The sequence below is a fragment of the Neobacillus piezotolerans genome, from assembly GCF_003362805.1.
GTDB classification, from domain to species: domain Bacteria; phylum Bacillota; class Bacilli; order Bacillales; family Cytobacillaceae; genus Bacillus_D; species Bacillus_D piezotolerans.
The window spans coordinates 159,785-176,817 of sequence record NZ_QNQT01000006.1; the positions used below are offsets into that span (position 1 = coordinate 159,785).

A 17,033-nucleotide genomic window follows, 5' to 3' on the forward strand; every position below is an offset into this window, starting at 1 on the left:
CCGGAGTTCATGCCCGGCAGCTGTTTTTTGTTTTTAGAAACGATCGTTGCGGCCGTTGTCCAACACGTCTCGTTTTCCATCGAAATCTCTCTCATCATCCGTTTCGATATGCGCCTCTTCACGCTTGACGTTTTCAACAACCCTTTCGGTCGACTGCACTTCCTTTTTGCCGATTACGAGTTCTTCCGTTACGACCGGCCTTTTCGTGACTTCTACTTTTTCTTCCACAATTGGCACGCGAATCGTTTCATCGCCCCCGATTTCCCCGGCGTCGGCATCAAAATTGTCAACCTCGCGGCGTTCCACGTAGACCTCTTCGCGGGATACAGGGACATATATAGACTCCTGTTCTTCGACTACGTCCTTGTGAACCTTCACTTCGCCTGTTTGGACGCGGTCCTTTTGGACGTCGAGCTGTTCTTCACGAAGCTTAAGCGTACGTTCATCATCGGAATCGAGCCTGTCCCGGTCGAACCCGGTTAGATTTTGGCCTGTATCTGTGAAGCGTGTTTGAGTATTTGTGGCCTGTCCGGTAACATCGGTATCCTCGAAAAGGATAATCCGTCCCGCTTCTAAATCGCCGACGTACTCACGGGCTTCGCTTTCACCTAGTCCCAATCCTACGAGGCGGTCGTAATAGGTAACTTCGCCTGTGTCGTCGGGATCATCAAAGGCGGAAGCAAGACTTTTGAAAAATCCCCGGTTGTCCGTTCCGGCATCCTCGTTCAATGTTTCCTCCCGCAAGCCCGTCAAATTTCCGAGGTGTGACATGGTCCCGTCTGTATTTCCGAATACGGACAGGTTGTTCAGCGTATTGCCTTCTGTCTGGTAACGGTCAATAGCTTCAATCAATTCTTCTTCATTGTTATAAACTCCAACTACTCGTTTAGCCATTTTTAATCACCCTCCATATTTTTTTGGACGTCCCTTAAAGCAGGGCGTATGTGCCGTTTTCCCGCTATGCCGGGAGTGAAAACAAATAAACGGTGGCAATTCCGGGTTATTTTGGAAATAGTTTTCGTGGTTTCCAAAAAACAGTGTTGAATTTTGTTGGATGGTCTGGTAGAATAACTAACGTTGCCATCAAAAACAACATGATTGACACCCTTGCTGGTGTGTGATATAGTTACAAAGGTGAAATTGAATACGAAAATTTGGGAAAGAAGAAGCACCCGCTTCTCACCTGGCTGACGCCTAGGCAGTTGGCAGGTTTTACGTAACTGGTTTTTTTAAACCTTTTTCTGTTCGTAAAAGTGTGGGTGTGTGCATCCGCGCTTTTTTTATTGCAAAAAACCTGTCCGGCCTGGAGCTGGAAGCCCTTTGCCCCGGACAACGTATTCGTTATTAAACCTTGGAGGTGGCTAACTATTAGCAAAGACCAAATGTTGTTGAACGAAGGCATTCGCGCCCGGGAGGTTCGCCTGATTGACCAGAACGGCGAGCAGCTTGGAATCAAAACGAAATTTGAAGCTCTCGAAATCGCAGGCCGTGTAAATCTTGATTTGGTGCTGGTCGCACCGAATGCAAAGCCGCCGGTAGCCCGGATAATGGATTACGGCAAGTTTAAATTCGAGCAGCAAAAGAAAGAAAAAGAGGCGCGCAAGAACCAGAAAATCATTACAACAAAAGAGGTTCGCCTCAGCCCGACCATTGATGAGCACGACTTCAACACGAAGCTTCGCAATGCGATCAAGTTCCTTGAAAAAGGAGATAAAGTAAAAGCATCAATCCGCTTCAAGGGCCGTGCAATCACCCATAAGGAAATCGGCCAGCGAGTTCTGGACCGTTTTTCTGAAGCGTGCAAGGACGTTGCGACGATCGAATCCCATCCAAAGATGGATGGCCGGAGCATGTTCCTGGTTTTAGCACCTAAAAACGACAAGTAACAAGGAGGACATCCCAATGCCAAAAATGAAAACTCACCGCGGCGCTGCCAAGCGTTTCAAAAAGACCGGATCTGGTAAACTGAAGCGTGACCACGCTTATACAAGCCACTTGTTCGCGAACAAGTCTACTAAAGCAAAGCGCAAGCTTCGCAAATCTGCAATGGTTTCTAAAGGTGACTTCAAACGCATTCGCCAATTGTTGGATAATCTTAAGTAATATCGAGCGATCGATTCATATAGGAGGGAAATTACATGCCACGTGTAAAAGGCGGTACTGTTACGCGCAAGCGTCGTAAAAAAGTTCTTAAATTAGCAAAAGGTTATTTCGGTTCAAAACATACACTCTACAAAGTTGCAAACCAGCAGGTTATGAAATCCCTGATGTACGCATTCCGCGACCGTCGCCAGAAGAAGCGCGACTTCCGCAAACTTTGGATTACCCGTATCAACGCGGCTGCACGTATGAACGGCCTTTCCTACAGCCGTTTAATGCACGGCCTTAAGCTTGCGGGCATCGAAGTAAACCGCAAAATGCTTGCTGAGCTTGCTGTCAGTGATGCAGCGGCATTCGCAGAACTTGCAAATGTTGCAAAGCAGCAATACGAAAAATAAGAACAATTGTAAAGCCATTTCCTAAAAAGGGAATGGCTTTTCTGCTATATTAATTAGGTGTGGACTTAGTAAAGTACATTTCGCTTTTTGGGGGAAGGATATGGCCGCGGTATACGGATATATTTTTGTTGTGAATATTGTCGCTTTTGCGATGATGGGGATTGATAAAAAAAGGGCGAGGAACGGAGAATTCAGGATCAGGGAGAGATCTCTTTGGCTGGCGGCGCTCGCCGGGGGAGCAGTCGGGGCAACATTTGGGATGAACTTTTTTAGGCATAAAACAAAGCACACCACCTTCAGGTTCGGCTTTCCTTTTTTGGCGCTCCTTGAGACCACCCTGATCCTTTATTTGGTGTTGTTTTATTGATAAATCGACATAAGCTTTCTCAAATGCTCCTTCGCCGAGCCATTCCATTCGATTGAAGAATGCGGATAGGATTTCGCCAATTCACTTTGGATGAACAGGAAGTCTTCATGTGTCATGCCATTAAGCTTGACGGCTTCTTTCGGCCAAAGGGAAATAGAGATAACGCCAAAGGAATCACCGGTAATTCCCAGATACTTTTCTCCTTCAAAAACCGCCCCTTTATAAGTAAGGAAAAAATTCTTTCTAGGGTTTGAAATATCGTCCAGGAGGAAAAACCGTTTCTGGTTTTTCGCGGACGCAAGTTTCCTCGGTCCACTGAAAATAATCCCGGCAATCCAGTAAATAATGGAGGCTACTAAAACGAGCCCTGTTAGACGCAATGCTAAGATCATATTTACGCCCTCCTGGCATTGGATGCATTTCGTTCCGATTTATAGTTATGCGCAGCGCTTCTATCCTGGTCCGGGGAAATTTTTACTGGAAATCCAGGCGTGCTGTTTCTTGATTTTGCCGAAAATCTTCTGGATTCAAGCGGATAAAGCTACTCGAGCCACTATTTTTGGATTCAAAACCTTTTTGTATCCTATACATACGAAGCAAAAGGAAAAAGGTTCCCAATTGGAGCCTCGATAACAAATTAGACACCGAACATAGATTACAGAGTCGCGTTTAAAACCAGCATGACCTTCATTGAATGGAAGTGTGGTGTAAAGGCCGTTTCGCGGGGTTAAGTCCATCGAAAAGGTCTTAAGAGGAGGCATAAAGGCCGTTTCACTGGAAAAAGCCCATTGAAACAGTCTTAAGAGGTATTGTTTACCAGGGGGCTATCTTATCAACAACAGGGAGGACAGTTATGAATCTTAAAAAATTATATGAAATGCAAAAAGCACTTGATTTCCACATCGAAATGAAGCATGGTTTGGAAAATCAGGATCTTTTTGACCAAAAGGTTCTTGCCCTTTTAGTCGAAGTCGGCGAATTGGCCAATGAAACCCGCTGTTTCAAATTTTGGAGCAAGAAGCCTTCATCGCCGCGTGAAACCGTCCTTGAGGAATTCGTGGATGGCATCCATTTCATCCTTTCGCTTGGGATCGAATGCGGTTTCACTTCGGAAATTGAATTCATGGGCGAATCTAAAGGGAGTATAACTGAACAATTCAATGACGTTTTCAGGACGATTTCTTCTTTTCAAAAAAGCAGGTCGGAAAGCGATTATCGAAACCTGTTCCGTTCATTTATGAATCTTGCGAACCTTCTAGGTTTTGCAACAAACGATATTGAAGAGGCATACCGCGTGAAAAATGAAGTAAATTATGAGAGACAGCAAAACGGCTATTAGCAGAAAATTTTTACAAATCTAGAGCCGTTTTGTATAATGAACTGGTCAAATACATAAAAAAAGGGAGTCATAGATATGGCACAACTGGATGAAACATTGCAAATGCTTAAAGCGCTCACGGATGCAAATGGAATTCCGGGAAATGAGCGGGAAGTACGCGAAGTCATGAAAGAGTATATTACTCCTTATGCAGACGAAGTCACAACTGATGGCCTCGGCAGCCTAATTGCCAAGAAAACCGGCAAGGAAGGCGGCCCTAAAATCATGGTCGCCGGCCACCTTGATGAAGTTGGGTTCATGGTAACCCAGATCGATGAGAAAGGATTCATCCGCTTTCAGCCTGTCGGCGGCTGGTGGAACCAGGTAATGCTTGCCCAGCGTGTCACGATCGTTACCCGCAAAGGAGATGTAACCGGCGTAATCGGTTCGAAGCCTCCACACATTTTGACAGCGGAAGCGAGAAAGAAGCCTGTTGAAATAAAGGATATGTTTATCGATATCGGTGCGACGAGCAGGGATGAAGCATCCGAGTGGGGAGTCCGCCCTGGAGACATGATTGTTCCGTACTTTGAGTTCACAGTGATGAAAAATGAAAAGATGCTTCTGGCAAAGGCGTGGGACAACCGAATCGGCTGTGCGATCGCCATCGATGTCCTGAAGCAGTTGAAAGGTGAGGATCATCCAAACGTCGTTTACGGCGTGGGGACGATTCAGGAAGAAGTCGGCCTGCGCGGAGCCAGGACAGCGGCAGCTAAAATCCAGCCTGATATCGGCTTTGGTGTCGACGTCGGGATTGCCGGAGATACTCCAGGGGTTACTGAAAAAGAAGCGCTTGGAAAAATGGGCAATGGCCCGCAAATCATCCTTTACGATGCGTCTATGGTCTCCCACAAAGGATTGCGTGATTTCATAACCGATACAGCCGATGAACTGAATATTCCTTATCAGTTCGATACTGTCCCAGGCGGCGGAACCGATGCAGGCGCCATCCATATGTCCCATAATGGCGTTCCATCTTTGGCGATTACAATCGCAACCCGCTACATCCATTCGCATGCGGCGATGCTTCACCGCGATGACTACGAAAACTCAGTCAAGCTGATTGTCGAAGTTATCAAACGCCTTGACAAGGAAACCGTCGAGAAAATTAAATTAGGCTAAAAACAAAGCTCCCCTGATAAGGTCATGGGGAGCTTGTTTTATCATGATTTTTTCAATCCGCCTTCAAGGGCCTGAAGCATTTCTTTTTTCTCGTTTTCCGAAGAATTGTTCCAGATGATTTCAAATAGGACGCCAAGTCCCGGAAGCATTTTTTCCTCGCCATTCTGGATGGCGTCGACAATTGTGTCTTCTAGTTCCTGCTGGGTATTTTCGTGAATGTTATGGATAACAGCAGCGCGTAAATTAAGGTCCATTATTCAATCCTCCTTTTCAATTTTCATTCATCCCTATCTTTTTCTATTTCAGGTTTTAATATGTATGGGAGTTAAGCTATAATAGGAAAATGAGTGATTAAGAAAGGGGGGCAGCTGTGAAACATATCCAATCCGCCCAAAACCCTCAGGTGAAGCAATGGAAGAAGCTGTCCATGAAGAAAGAAAGGGACCGATCCGGCCTGTATTTGGCTGAAGGGTTCCATCTTGTTGAAGAAGCAATCAAAAGCCCGGGTACAATCGCTGAACTGATTTTATCCGAAGGAACCGACATTACTCCCCGGTTTGATTATAAGGATATTCCCATTACCCTCGTAACGAAGGATATTTTTAAAAGCCTGTCAGAAACAGAAACACCACAGGGAATCATGGCGGTATGCAGGCAGAAATCCAGCCAAGCTGCTTTAGAAAGCGCGGAGACGTTTCTATTGCTTGATGCTGTACAGGACCCAGGCAATCTTGGGACGATGATCAGGACCGCTGACGCCGCGGGAATTGATGTTGTCATAGCAGGAACAGGCTGTGTTGATATTTATAATCCTAAGGTGCTTCGTTCAGCGCAGGGAAGCCACTTTCACCTGCCAGTCGTGACCGGGAGGCTTGAAGAATGGATTCCTAAGCTTATTGAAAAAGGAATCGCCGTATACGGAACCGCGCTTGAAGGGGCCAGCAATTATACGGAAGCAACGCCAGCGAAAAGGTTCGCGCTTCTTGTCGGGAATGAAGGGAATGGTGTTTCCAAAGATCTTTTGGAAAAAACAACTGAAAACCTGTATGTCCCGATTTACGGAAAAAGCGAATCGCTGAATGTCGCCGTCGCGGCAGGGGTGCTGTTATATTATTTGCGGACGCATCAAGCCCAATAAAAGAACAATTTTCAGAAAAACCCTCGCAGCGGTAAATTAATTCCGCTGAAAGAGTTTGAAACAAATGCGAAAATACGCTATAATAGCTACTAAATTTATACAAGAAAAACAATGACGGAGAAAAGTACCTTGACCGTAGCCTTTTAGGGAAAAAGTGCCCTGGACTGAAAGCACTTTTAGGCAAAAGCAAGCGAAGTTCACCTCCCGAGTTGGCACCGGGACCATCCACAATGGATATAAAGGTGCGCCGGCAGAAGCCGTTATCTCAATGAAGCGAACACGAATGTTCTATACATACGTGTTTACAAGGGTGGTACCGCGAACACAAGCCTCGTCCCTTATTTGGGATGGGGCTTTTTTTGTTTTTTAGGCAATTTTAAAATCGAACATTGTGGGCAACTCGAAATAAGTTATTGTAATCCAGCTCCAGCGCCTAGCCCCTCGAGGTCATAAGCCGGTTCCCTCCGGAGGGCAGGCCCGTCCTGCGGGCCCCGTCTTATGCTTGTCGGGGCTGACCAAGGCGCTTGCGCATTTTGTTCTTGCCTGAAAGTGCACTGTACTTAGCCCTGATTGATAAAAGGAGGAATATATCCATGCAGGAAAGATTGACGGAATTGCAAAATGAAGCCATTGAAAAAGTGGCCCAGGCGTCAAGCCTGAAAGAACTGAACGATGTCCGCGTCGCCTATCTCGGCAAAAAAGGGCCGATTACAGAGGTGCTGCGCGGAATGGGCAAGCTGTCCGCGGAAGAACGCCCCGAAATGGGGGCGCTTGTCAACGAGGTGCGCGAAGCGATTGAAGCGGAAATTTCCGCCAAGCAGCAACAGCTTGAAGAAGCGGCTGTCAATGAGCGTTTGGCTTCGGAAACAATCGACGTGACATTGCCAGGCAGGCCGGTCAAGACCGGAAGCCATCACCCATTAACGAAAATTATTGAAGAAATCGAAGACCTGTTCATCGGAATGGGTTATCAAATCGCCGAAGGGCCGGAAGTTGAAAAGGATTATTACAACTTTGAAGCCCTTAACCTGCCAAAAGGCCATCCGGCGCGCGATATGCAGGATTCCTTTTATATTACTGAAGAAACATTGCTTCGCACCCATACTTCGCCTGTCCAGGCAAGGACGATGGAAAAGCAGGGCGGCGAAGGCCCAATCCGAATCATCTGCCCGGGGAAAGTGTATCGCCGCGACAACGATGATGCAACGCATTCTCATCAGTTCATGCAAATCGAAGGGCTAGTTGTCGGTGAAAATATCCGGATGAGCGATTTGAAAGGAACGCTTGCCGAGTTTGCGAAAAAAATGTTCGGCGATGACCGCGAAATCAGGCTGCGCCCTAGTTTCTTCCCGTTCACCGAACCATCCGTGGAAATGGACATTTCATGCAAGATTTGCGGCGGCCACGGCTGCAGCGTCTGCAAAGGAACCGGCTGGATTGAAATCCTCGGCGCTGGCATGGTTCATCCGAACGTCCTTGAAATGGCCGGCTATGACTCGAAAAAATATACAGGATTTGCATTCGGCATGGGACCTGAGCGGATTGCGATGCTGAAGTACGGAATTGACGACATCCGCCATTTCTATACGAACGACATTAGATTCTTGAAGCAATTTTCAAGGCAGGAATAGATTCAATTTTTGAAAATGGGAGGCTTTAAACATGTTTGTTTCATATAAATGGCTCCAAGATTATGTCGATTTATCCGGCGTAACGGCTGAAGAGCTTGCTGAAAAAATTACGAAGAGCGGAATAGAGGTTGAGGGTGTAGAAACTCTTAACGAAGGAATCACAGGTGTCGTAATCGGGCATGTCCTCGAGCGCGAACAGCACCCTAATGCGGATAAGCTGAGCAAATGCCTTGTTGATATTGGCGAGGAATCCCCGGTCCAAATCATTTGCGGCGCGCCGAACGTTGCAAAAGGGCAAAAGGTAGCCGTCGCAAAATCTGGAGCGGTCCTGCCAGGGAATTTCAAAATTAAAAGAGCGAAACTGCGTGGCGAAGAATCGAACGGAATGATCTGCTCGCTGCAGGAGCTTGGCATGGAAGGCAAAATTGTCCCGAAGGAATACGCGGAAGGTATCTTCGTTTTCCCGGAAAGCGTGACGCCTGGTGAAGACGCCATCGCGGCACTTAACAGGGATGACAAGGTCCTTGAACTCGGACTTACTCCAAACAGGGCGGACTGCCTAAGCATGCTTGGGGTTGCTTATGAGGTCGGCGCAATTTTGGGAAGGGAAGTAATGTTCCCTGAAATCAAGCTGGACGAAGCAGGCGAAAAAGCTTCCGATTACATTAAAGTAACCGTCGAAGCGACGGAAGATAATCCGTTATACGCGGCGAAAGTAATCAAGAATGTCAAAATCGGTCCGTCGCCTCTTTGGATGCAGACACGCCTTATGGCAGCAGGCATCCGCCCGCACAACAATGTTGTCGACATTACAAACTATATTTTGCTTGAATACGGCCAGCCACTCCATGCGTTCGACTATGATAAGCTTGGCTCGAAGGAAATCCTTGTCCGTCGCGCGCATGATGGCGAAACGATTGTTACGCTCGATGATGCGAAGCGGACGCTTACAACAGATCACCTCGTTATCACAAATGGAACAGAGCCTGTCGCCATTGCAGGCGTGATGGGCGGAGCGAATTCGGAAGTGGATTCAGCTACAACGACTGTCCTGCTTGAGGCCGCCTATTTTACAGGAGGCACGATCAGGAAAGCGTCGAAGGACCACGGCCTTCGCAGCGAAGCAAGCGCCAGGTTCGAAAAAGGCGTTGACCCAAATCGGGTGCGCGAAGCTGGTGAAAGGGCAGCGGCACTCATGTCCGAGTACGCCGGTGGCACTATCCTTGAAGGCACTGTCGAAGTTGATGCACTAAAAGTGGAACCGGCTGTCGTTTCAATAACAATGGAAAAACTGAACTCCTTCCTTGGAATGCAGCTTTCAATCGATGAAGTGAAAGATATTTTCGCTAGGCTGAAGTTCGACGCATCTGTTGAAGGTGATACCGTGACTGTCGTTGTTCCGACCCGCCGCGGCGATATTACGATTGAAGAGGACTTGATCGAGGAAGTTGCCCGCCTTTACGGATACGACAACATTCCGAAAACCCTTCCGGCTGGCGAGCAATCTGCCGGGAAATTGACTTCTTACCAGGCGAAACGCCGTGTGGTACGCCGCTATCTTGAAGGCGCCGGGCTATACCAGGCTGTAACCTATTCACTAACAAGTGAAGAAAAGGTTGCCCAATATGCGCTTGAAAAAACGGATGCGATTAAACTTGCGATGCCGATGAGTGAAGAACGGAGCCTGCTGCGCCTAAGCATCGTGCCGCAGCTTCTGGAAGTATTGAAATACAATGGCGCGCGCCAGGCGGATAGCCTAGCCGTTTATGAAACAGGAGCCGTGTTCCTTTCCAAAGGTGAAGAGCTTCCGGTCGAAGAAGAACACCTCGCGGCCGCTGTAACAGGGCTTTGGGTTTCAAACCCATGGCAGGGCGAAAAAAAGCCAGTTGATTTCTACGTCCTTAAAGGAATCCTAGAAGGTCTTTCCGAAAAACTTGGCCTTGATGGACGCGTTGAGTTCGTGCAAGTTCAGCTTGACGGCATGCACCCTGGAAGGACTGCCGACATTTTGCTCGATGGAAAACGCATCGGCTTCATCGGCCAAATTCATCCTACCGTACAAAAAGAGCTTGATTTGAAGGATACGTACGTGTTCGAATTGAAGCTAGGCGAATTGCTGGAAGCTGGAATTGAGCCGCTTCACTATGAGCCAATACCAAGGTTCCCGTCCATCACAAGGGACATCGCGCTTGTCGCCGATAAAGAAACGCCGGCAGGAAAACTGCGCAGCATCATCCTCGAGGCGGGCAAGCCGCTATTGAAGGAAGCATCCGTGTTCGACCTTTACGAAGGCGCGAATATGGAAGCCGGCAAGAAATCGATTGCCTTCTCATTGAAGTATGCGAATCCTGAACGGACGCTTACGGATGAAGAGGTAACAAAGGTGCATGAAAAGGTGCTTGAAGCTCTCAAGGAGCAGGCTGGCGCCGTCCTGAGGGGATAAATTTAAAAAGTTGAAGATAATGATTGAACAAAAAGAGCCGCTACCCGCTTGGGTACGGCTCTTGTCATTTTAGCTGGCATCGGCTAAAACTTTCCCCTTCTTTTGGCAACCAGCGCCATAGCTTTTTGTGTATTCGCAAAATGCAGTTTGACGAAATGGGGCAGGGCGGATTGCCCTTTGGCCAAAATTAGTTTGGCGGCTGCTTCGTCCACTTTTGTGCCAGCTCCCTTTGGAATGGTAAACCCAGTCTCTTCACCGAGTTTCTCAAAGTGCCGTATGAACGCATATCTTGCTAGGATCGATGCTGCTGCGACTGAAAGGTGCAGTCCCTCTGCTTTAGTGCTGAAAAATACATTTTCGCGGACAACTGTTTTTTGCCCCCTAAGGTGGGCGTAGTAAATTTCAGGCTTGGCAAACTGGTCGACAAGGATCGCTTCCGGTTTTTCGGGGGCGATTTTTCCAAGAAGGTGGTTCAGCGCCTGATTGTGAAGGATTGCTTTCATTTTCCCCTGCGTCATTCCCGATTGCTGTAGCTCGTTGTACTTTTCATTATGTAGGGTGAGCAGGCTGAACGGAATGACGTTCTTTATGTCCTTTGCAATGGAAATGATCTTTTCGTCGTTCAGGTCTTTTGAATCCCGGACCCCAAGCTCCTTCAGAAGGGGAAGGTCCTGTTGTCTCGCATAGGCCGCTACCACGGTAATTGGCCCGAAGAAGTCGCCTGTTCCCACTTCGTCAGAGCCGATGACGGACAAATGGCCAAAATTGGGGGGTAAATGCGAACCGGGCGCTGGCTTCGATGCAGTAGTTTTTTTAGCAGCGGCTGACTGAGAAGGCATGAGGCCGTTCCATCGTGCCGCCTCGCTCTCGGCCGCTGCCCCTTGGAAAAGGACCTTGCCGGATTTGTAGGCTGTAATCGTGCAGGAAGGCGTTTTTGCCGAAAACACGCTGCCGGTGGGGAGTTTATCCAGTAAGAATTGCGAATAATGCTCTTTCAATTTTGCTATTTCAGTTTGTGAAGCGAGAATGACAGCGTGGCCCAAAACGTAGCACCCCTTTTGGAAAATTCACTTATATGGTTGAAATAAATTTATACACACTATTTATTTGGAATGTAAGTTGATTGGAGCGGAGGGCACCGACTCCAGCGGGATGTAGCGGCAAGGTGGAGACCCCACAGGCGCTAGCGCCGAGGAGGCTCCACTGACGCCCCGTGGAAAGCGTGTGCCCGTAGCGGAAATCAACCGCAAGGTTACATTAGCGGATAAATTTTTTGGTTCAACCTATTTATCAGCTTATTTTACCATACTTTCGCGAGTCCTAAATGGCAGTCCAATTATCGACAAACCCCGCGTGTGTCCCTTCAAGCGGACTGGCTTCTATTTCGCTTTTCCAGCAAAGCCCGTTCATGTTATGATAAGGAATAGGATTCTTTGAATGGAGGCAACTACGTGTCGAATATCAATAAAAACCGGACAACGGTCGATATATATGGCCAGCAATATACAATTATTGGGCCGGAAAGCTCGAGCCATGTAAGGCTTGTCGCGTCGCTCGTCGATGATAAAATGCGGGAAATCGGTTCCAAGAATCCTTCACTTGATGTGAACAAACTGGCTGTCCTTACCGCAGTGAATGCTGTCAATGACTTTATTAAACTGAAAGACGAGCTTGAACGGCTTAAATCAGATTTGGAAAGGGAACACGAATAAAAATGCTTGATTTGGCACTTATCATTCTTTTCATTATGGGCTTTTTAATCGGCCTTAAACGCGGGTTTATCCTGCAGTTGTTTCATCTGGCAGGGTTTGTCGTCGCCTACATAGTCGCCTATATGTACTACGATAGTTTCGCCCCGAAGCTGAAGCTGTGGATTCCTTATCCTTCACTTGGCGATTCTTCCCCGCTTTCAGTATTTGGAACTTCCGGCAATATGGAAGAAGCCTATTACAGGGCGTTCGCTTTTATCGCCATCTTCTTTGCGGTAAAAGTGCTCGTTCAAATCATCGGTTCAATGTTCGACTTCATCGCTCATCTTCCCATCCTAAGGACGTTGAATGTTTGGGCTGGCGGATTGCTTGGAGCCGCGGAGGTGTATTTGGTTCTCCTATTACTCCTTTATATTGCCGCGCTTGTCCCGATGGATGTCATCCAGAAGCCACTTGAGGAATCGGTCATTGCGGAAGCAATCATCAAGCATACCCCGGTTATTTCGCAGCAATTGAAGGAATTGTGGATAGAATATGTAGCTGCTTGAACTTCTCTGACAGCAGGGGAGTTCTTCTTTCTTTAATGGAACTTTATCCTGGTATTTTCGTACAACTGATAAGGCAGGTGCTGATTGGGATGGAAAAAAATAAAAAAGACGTCATTGCCCTTCTTGAAACGATTGCTGTGTATCTGGAGCTGAAAGGGGAAAACCCGTTCAAGGTTTCGGCATTCCGGAAAGCCGCTTTCGCCCTTGAGACGGATAACAGAAGCCTTACGGGCATTACGGATTTTACCGCCATTCCCGGTATTGGGAAAGGGACGGCCGCGGTAATCGAGGAATACATCCAGGAGGGCGGTTCCTCCGTTTTAAAAGAATTGCAGGAAGAAGTTCCCGCAGGGCTTGTTCCCCTGCTGAAGCTGCCGGGGCTTGGCGGCAAGAAACTGGCCAAGCTCCATGAAATGCTCGGGATTGAAGATATCGCGGACCTGGAGGAAGCCTGCCGGATGCATAAAATATCCGAACTGCCGGGCTTCGGGAAAAAATCGGAAGAAAAAATCCTTTCAGCGATTGAAAAGGCTGGCGAACGCCCGGAGAGGCTGCCGCTCGCCTATATGCTTCCGATTGCGGCAAAAATCGAAGCGCAATTGGCCGAGATGGATGGCATTGAGCAATACTCGAAAGCAGGCAGCATCAGACGATGGGCGGAAACGGTCAAGGACCTTGATTTCATCATCGCGACAAACAGCCCTGAATCGGTCAGGGAACAGATACTTTCGCTTCCCGATATAAAGGAAGTTATCGGCGCGGGGGATACAAAAGTATCGGTAACGTTCGGATTCGAATATGATATCTCCGCGGATTTCCGAATGGTCGCACGCGAAGAGTTTGCAACCGCGCTCCATCACTTCACAGGTTCAAAGGACCACAATGTGCGGATGAGGCAGCTTGCAAAGGAGCGCGGCGAAAAAATCAGCGAGTATGGGGTTGAAACTGAGGACGGGATAAAAACTTTCGATTCGGAAACTGACTTTTATGCCCATTTCGGGCTTCCTTTCATTCCGCCGGAAATTCGGGAAGATGGCCGTGAGGTAGAAATTTATTCACCTGATATGGGGCTTGTGGACATACTAGACATAAAATCGGACCTTCATATGCACTCGACATGGAGCGATGGCGCCCATACGATTGAAGAAATGGCGGAAGCCTGCAGGGCCATGGGCTATTCGCACATCGCCATCACTGACCACTCCCAGTTTTTACGGGTTGCGAACGGCCTGACTCCGGAACGCATCCGTGAACAAATTGAGGAAATAAAACGCCTTAATGAAAAATATACCGATTTTAAAATCCTGACTGGAATCGAAATGGACATTCTCCCGGATGGGTCGCTCGATTACGATGATGATCTGTTGAAAGAGCTTGATATTGTCATTGCGTCGATTCACTCCGCTTTTTCGCAGCCCCGTGAAAAAATCATGATGAGGCTGAGGGCGGCACTTGAAAATCCGAATGTTGATATCATTGCCCACCCAACAGGCAGGCTGATCGGCCGGAGGGACGGCTATGATGTGGATATCCCGATGCTGATCGACATTGCAAAAGAAACGAATACCGCGCTGGAATTGAATGCGAATCCGCATCGGCTCGACCTCTCGTATGTCCATTTGAAAAAGGCGGAGGAGGCCGGAGTTAAGATCGTCATCAATACGGATGCGCATAAAACCGCGATGCTTAGCCATATGGGCATCGGCGTCGCGGCGGCCAGGAAAGGCTGGATTAAAAGCAGCTCTGTACTGAATACTTACAAATTGGATGATTTGCTCCAATTTTTGCACCACAGAAGCTGACAACACACTTAGGCAAAAAGGAGAGGTTTCTCCATGCAGGAAAGAACGTTAAAAGTCCTTGAGTTTTTCAAAGTCAGGGAACAGCTGATGGGCCATGCGGCTTCACCGCTCGGCCGCGATAAAATTTCCAGGCTTATCCCGTCTTCCGATTTTGAAGAAGTCCAAAGGCTCCAGGAGGAAACGGATGAGGCAGCAACGGCGCTTCGCCTGAAAGGCAATGTGCCGCTGTCGGGTATCCATGATATACGCGCGCATATCAAAAGGGCGGAAATCGGCGGGACGCTAAGCCCGGCAGAACTCGTCCAAATCGCAAGCACCATTTCGGCGAGCAGGCAAATCAAACGATTTATCGAAAACCTCCATGAGGACAGAACCAATGTCCCGCATTTGCTCGACTACACAAATAGAATCATTCCGCTCGCGGAACTGGAACAGGCAATCAAAATGGCAATTGACGAAAGTGGGGAAGTGCTCGACACAGCGAGTGACGCTTTAAGGGCGCTTCGCCAGCAGCTCAGATCGAACGAGTCGAGGGTCCGTGAAAAACTTGAAAGCATGATCCGTTCATCCAGCGCACAGAAAATGCTGTCCGACGCAATCATCACCATCCGGAACGACCGATTCGTCATCCCGGTCAAGCAGGAATACAGGGGCCATTATGGCGGAATCATCCATGACCAAAGCTCATCCGGCCAAACGCTGTTCATTGAGCCTCAGTCGATTGTCCAGCTGAACAACCAGGTCCAGGAAATCCGGGTAAAAGAGCAGCTTGAAATCGAACGGATCCTTTCGGAACTCTCGGCGAAGGCCGCGGAATACAGTGCTGAATTAAGGGTCATTTCCGATGTGCTTGGCGAACTTGACTTCATTTTCGCGAAAGCGCGCTATAGCCGGACGATTAAAGGGTCGAAGCCAACAATGAACAATGAGGGCCGAATTGCGCTGTACAAAGCGCGCCACCCATTGATACCAATGGATGAAGTCGTCCCGAATGATATTATGCTTGGAAAAGAGTATACGACAATTGTCATCACCGGGCCGAATACAGGCGGTAAGACGGTAACGCTGAAAACAGTCGGCCTATGTACACTGATGGCGCAGTCGGGCCTTCAAATACCAGCCCTGGACGGATCGGAGCTTGCCGTATTCAACGCGGTATATGCGGACATTGGCGATGAACAGTCCATCGAGCAGAGCTTAAGTACGTTTTCTTCCCATATGGTTAATATTGTCGACATCCTTAACAATGCGGACTATAACAGCTTTGTGCTTTTTGATGAGCTTGGGGCAGGAACCGACCCGCAGGAAGGGGCGGCGCTGGCGATTTCCATTTTGGACGAAGTCTACAAGCGGGGAGCGAGGGTGATTGCCACTACCCACTACCCTGAATTGAAAGCGTACGGGTATAACCGTGAAGGTGTCATGAATGCAAGTGTCGAATTTGACATCGAGACGTTAAGCCCAACGTATAGGCTTTTGCTTGGCGTCCCGGGGCGAAGCAATGCCTTTGAGATCTCGCGCAGGCTTGGACTGAATGAACGTGTCATTGAAAATGCGAAATCCCAGGTAAGCGAAGACAGCTCACAAATCGATAATATGATATCGAAACTTGAATCGAGCAGGCGGGATGCCGAAATCGAACTTGCGGAAGCCCACGAATTACGAAAGCAGGCAGAAAAGCTCCATGCCGATTTGCAGAAACAGCTTATCGAATTCTATGAACAGCGGGACACCATGATGGAAAAAGCCGCCGAAAAAGCCGGCAAGCTTGTCGAAAAAGCAGCCGAAGAAGCGGAAGAAATCATTGGCGACCTAAGAAGGATGAGGCTTGAGAAGAACGCTGAAATCAAGGAGCATGAACTGATTGACGCAAGGCAGCGGCTCGCCGGGGCTGCCCCAAAGGTGAAAAAGACAGAAAAGCCAGGTGCGAAAAAAGCCGCCCTGCATGCCTTCTCGCCTGGCGATGAGGTCAAAGTCATCACTTTTGACCAAAAGGGAATTCTTCTGGAAAAAACGTCCAACAACGAATGGCAAGTACAAATCGGCATCTTAAAAATGAAAGTTGCCGAAAAGGACCTCGAATACATCAATACGCCAAAACAAAAGGAAGTAAAGCCGATGGCAATCGTCAGAGGCAGGGACGCCCATGTCTCGCTTGAGCTGGATTTGCGCGGCGAACGATACGAAGATGCGCTCTTCAAGGTCGAAAAGTACATTGATGACGCGCTCCTCGCTGGTTATCCAAGGGTGTCCATCATCCACGGGAAAGGCACCGGGGCTTTAAGACAGGGAGTACAGGAATACTTGCGGAACCACCGGTCCGTCAAAAAAATCCGGTTTGGCGACGCCGGTGAAGGCGGGACCGGTGTTACAATCGCCGAGTTTAAGTAACGGTTG

General features: G+C 48.2%; 17 protein-coding genes and 2 other annotated features. Of the genes, 13 read left to right on the top strand and 4 right to left on the bottom strand.

All coding sequences use genetic code 11. The features are described from left to right. Window positions 1-33: 33 nt before the first annotated feature. On the bottom strand, window positions 34-894 hold the full coding sequence (locus tag DRW41_RS23045) for a YsnF/AvaK domain-containing protein (RefSeq protein WP_181884563.1): 861 nt from the start codon (window positions 892-894) through the stop codon (window positions 34-36). A gap of 260 nt (window positions 895-1,154) precedes the next feature. Continuing rightward, window positions 1,155-1,287 (top strand) — a sequence feature (ribosomal protein L20 leader region). 95 nt (window positions 1,288-1,382) lie between these two features. Here DRW41_RS23045 and infC point away from each other — a divergent pair. The 4 genes from infC to DRW41_RS14530 all read left to right on the top strand — a co-directional run bounded on the left by infC (window position 1,383) and on the right by DRW41_RS14530 (window position 2,865). After that, on the top strand, window positions 1,383-1,886 hold the full coding sequence (gene infC / locus DRW41_RS14515) for a translation initiation factor IF-3 (protein WP_115452725.1): 504 nt from the start codon (window positions 1,383-1,385) through the stop codon (window positions 1,884-1,886). Between the two features lie 16 nt (window positions 1,887-1,902). Continuing rightward, entirely contained in the window at window positions 1,903-2,103 is a 201-nt protein-coding gene (gene rpmI, locus DRW41_RS14520) for a 50S ribosomal protein L35 (protein ID WP_115452726.1), read from the top strand. 35 nt (window positions 2,104-2,138) lie between these two features. After that, window positions 2,139-2,498, top strand: coding sequence for a 50S ribosomal protein L20 (gene rplT, locus DRW41_RS14525; RefSeq protein WP_115452727.1), 360 nt, complete (start codon window positions 2,139-2,141; stop codon window positions 2,496-2,498). 100 nt (window positions 2,499-2,598) lie between these two features. Next, window positions 2,599-2,865, top strand: coding sequence for a DUF1294 domain-containing protein (locus DRW41_RS14530; protein WP_115452728.1), 267 nt, complete (start codon window positions 2,599-2,601; stop codon window positions 2,863-2,865). Here DRW41_RS14530 and DRW41_RS14535 read toward each other — a convergent pair. Further along, window positions 2,859-3,257, bottom strand: a complete 399-nt coding sequence (locus DRW41_RS14535; RefSeq protein ID WP_115452729.1) for a sigma-w pathway protein ysdB — start codon at window positions 3,255-3,257, stop codon at window positions 2,859-2,861. The genes DRW41_RS14530 and DRW41_RS14535 overlap by 7 nt on opposite strands. Window positions 3,258-3,718: 461 nt before the next feature. Between DRW41_RS14535 and DRW41_RS14540 the strand changes: the two genes are divergently transcribed. Together DRW41_RS14540 and DRW41_RS14545 are read left to right on the top strand one after the other, a co-directional pair. Further along, window positions 3,719-4,204, top strand: coding sequence for a dUTP diphosphatase (locus DRW41_RS14540; RefSeq protein ID WP_115452730.1), 486 nt, complete (start codon window positions 3,719-3,721; stop codon window positions 4,202-4,204). A gap of 75 nt (window positions 4,205-4,279) precedes the next feature. Then, window positions 4,280-5,365, top strand: a complete 1,086-nt coding sequence (locus DRW41_RS14545; RefSeq protein ID WP_115452731.1) for a M42 family metallopeptidase — start codon at window positions 4,280-4,282, stop codon at window positions 5,363-5,365. Window positions 5,366-5,406: 41 nt separating this feature from the next. Here DRW41_RS14545 and sspI read toward each other — a convergent pair whose 3' ends face one another. Beyond that, the gene (gene sspI / locus DRW41_RS14550; protein WP_115452732.1) at window positions 5,407-5,619 is read right to left on the bottom strand and encodes a small acid-soluble spore protein SspI; all 213 of its coding nucleotides are present in this window, start codon (window positions 5,617-5,619) and stop codon (window positions 5,407-5,409) included. Window positions 5,620-5,735: 116 nt separating this feature from the next. Here sspI and DRW41_RS14555 point away from each other — a divergent pair, with 116 nt between their 5' ends. The 3 genes from DRW41_RS14555 to pheT all read left to right on the top strand — a co-directional run bounded on the left by DRW41_RS14555 (window position 5,736) and on the right by pheT (window position 10,577). Then, window positions 5,736-6,503: a TrmH family RNA methyltransferase gene (locus DRW41_RS14555; RefSeq protein ID WP_115452733.1), complete on the top strand. Its 768-nt coding sequence runs from the start codon at window positions 5,736-5,738 to the stop codon at window positions 6,501-6,503. 102 nt (window positions 6,504-6,605) lie between these two features. Continuing rightward, window positions 6,606-6,845 (top strand) — a binding site (T-box leader). 251 nt (window positions 6,846-7,096) lie between these two features. After that, complete coding sequence (pheS, locus tag DRW41_RS14560; protein ID WP_115452734.1) at window positions 7,097-8,134, top strand: phenylalanine--tRNA ligase subunit alpha; 1,038 nt, start codon at window positions 7,097-7,099, stop codon at window positions 8,132-8,134. A gap of 31 nt (window positions 8,135-8,165) precedes the next feature. Beyond that, the gene (gene pheT, locus DRW41_RS14565; RefSeq protein WP_115452735.1) at window positions 8,166-10,577 is read left to right on the top strand and encodes a phenylalanine--tRNA ligase subunit beta; all 2,412 of its coding nucleotides are present in this window, start codon (window positions 8,166-8,168) and stop codon (window positions 10,575-10,577) included. 83 nt (window positions 10,578-10,660) lie between these two features. Here the strand turns inward: pheT and rnhC are convergent, their stop codons facing one another. Then, window positions 10,661-11,620 carry a ribonuclease HIII gene (gene rnhC / locus DRW41_RS14570; RefSeq protein ID WP_115452736.1) on the bottom strand — a complete coding sequence of 320 codons (960 nt, stop codon included), beginning with the start codon at window positions 11,618-11,620 and terminating at the stop codon, window positions 10,661-10,663. A gap of 408 nt (window positions 11,621-12,028) precedes the next feature. Here rnhC and zapA point away from each other — a divergent pair, with 408 nt between their 5' ends. From zapA to DRW41_RS14590, 4 genes are all read left to right on the top strand, one after another. Further along, window positions 12,029-12,289, top strand: coding sequence for a cell division protein ZapA (gene zapA / locus DRW41_RS14575; RefSeq protein ID WP_115452737.1), 261 nt, complete (start codon window positions 12,029-12,031; stop codon window positions 12,287-12,289). A 2-nt stretch (window positions 12,290-12,291) separates the two neighbouring features. After that, on the top strand, window positions 12,292-12,834 hold the full coding sequence (locus DRW41_RS14580; RefSeq protein ID WP_115452738.1) for a CvpA family protein: 543 nt from the start codon (window positions 12,292-12,294) through the stop codon (window positions 12,832-12,834). An 89-nt stretch (window positions 12,835-12,923) separates the two neighbouring features. Beyond that, on the top strand, window positions 12,924-14,636 hold the full coding sequence (gene polX / locus DRW41_RS14585) for a DNA polymerase/3'-5' exonuclease PolX (RefSeq protein WP_115452798.1): 1,713 nt from the start codon (window positions 12,924-12,926) through the stop codon (window positions 14,634-14,636). Window positions 14,637-14,669: 33 nt separating this feature from the next. Beyond that, window positions 14,670-17,027, top strand: a complete 2,358-nt coding sequence (locus DRW41_RS14590) for an endonuclease MutS2 (RefSeq protein ID WP_115452739.1) — start codon at window positions 14,670-14,672, stop codon at window positions 17,025-17,027. The last annotated feature ends 6 nt before the right edge of the window (window positions 17,028-17,033 follow it).

Bases quoted from the DNA above. Each gene is read 5' to 3' on its own strand.
- DRW41_RS23045 (WP_181884563.1), bottom strand. From the start codon at position 894: ATGGCTAAACGAGTAGTTGGAGTTTATAACAATGAAGAAGAATTGATT.
- infC (WP_115452725.1), top strand. From the start codon at position 1,383: ATGTTGTTGAACGAAGGCATTCGCGCCCGGGAGGTTCGCCTGATTGAC.
- rpmI (WP_115452726.1), top strand. From the start codon at position 1,903: ATGCCAAAAATGAAAACTCACCGCGGCGCTGCCAAGCGTTTCAAAAAG.
- rplT (WP_115452727.1), top strand. From the start codon at position 2,139: ATGCCACGTGTAAAAGGCGGTACTGTTACGCGCAAGCGTCGTAAAAAA.
- DRW41_RS14530 (WP_115452728.1), top strand. From the start codon at position 2,599: ATGGCCGCGGTATACGGATATATTTTTGTTGTGAATATTGTCGCTTTT.
- DRW41_RS14535 (WP_115452729.1), bottom strand. From the start codon at position 3,257: ATGATCTTAGCATTGCGTCTAACAGGGCTCGTTTTAGTAGCCTCCATT.
- DRW41_RS14540 (WP_115452730.1), top strand. From the start codon at position 3,719: ATGAATCTTAAAAAATTATATGAAATGCAAAAAGCACTTGATTTCCAC.
- DRW41_RS14545 (WP_115452731.1), top strand. From the start codon at position 4,280: ATGGCACAACTGGATGAAACATTGCAAATGCTTAAAGCGCTCACGGAT.
- sspI (WP_115452732.1), bottom strand. From the start codon at position 5,619: ATGGACCTTAATTTACGCGCTGCTGTTATCCATAACATTCACGAAAAT.
- pheS (WP_115452734.1), top strand. From the start codon at position 7,097: ATGCAGGAAAGATTGACGGAATTGCAAAATGAAGCCATTGAAAAAGTG.
- pheT (WP_115452735.1), top strand. From the start codon at position 8,166: ATGTTTGTTTCATATAAATGGCTCCAAGATTATGTCGATTTATCCGGC.
- DRW41_RS14580 (WP_115452738.1), top strand. From the start codon at position 12,292: ATGCTTGATTTGGCACTTATCATTCTTTTCATTATGGGCTTTTTAATC.
- polX (WP_115452798.1), top strand. From the start codon at position 12,924: ATGGAAAAAAATAAAAAAGACGTCATTGCCCTTCTTGAAACGATTGCT.
- DRW41_RS14590 (WP_115452739.1), top strand. From the start codon at position 14,670: ATGCAGGAAAGAACGTTAAAAGTCCTTGAGTTTTTCAAAGTCAGGGAA.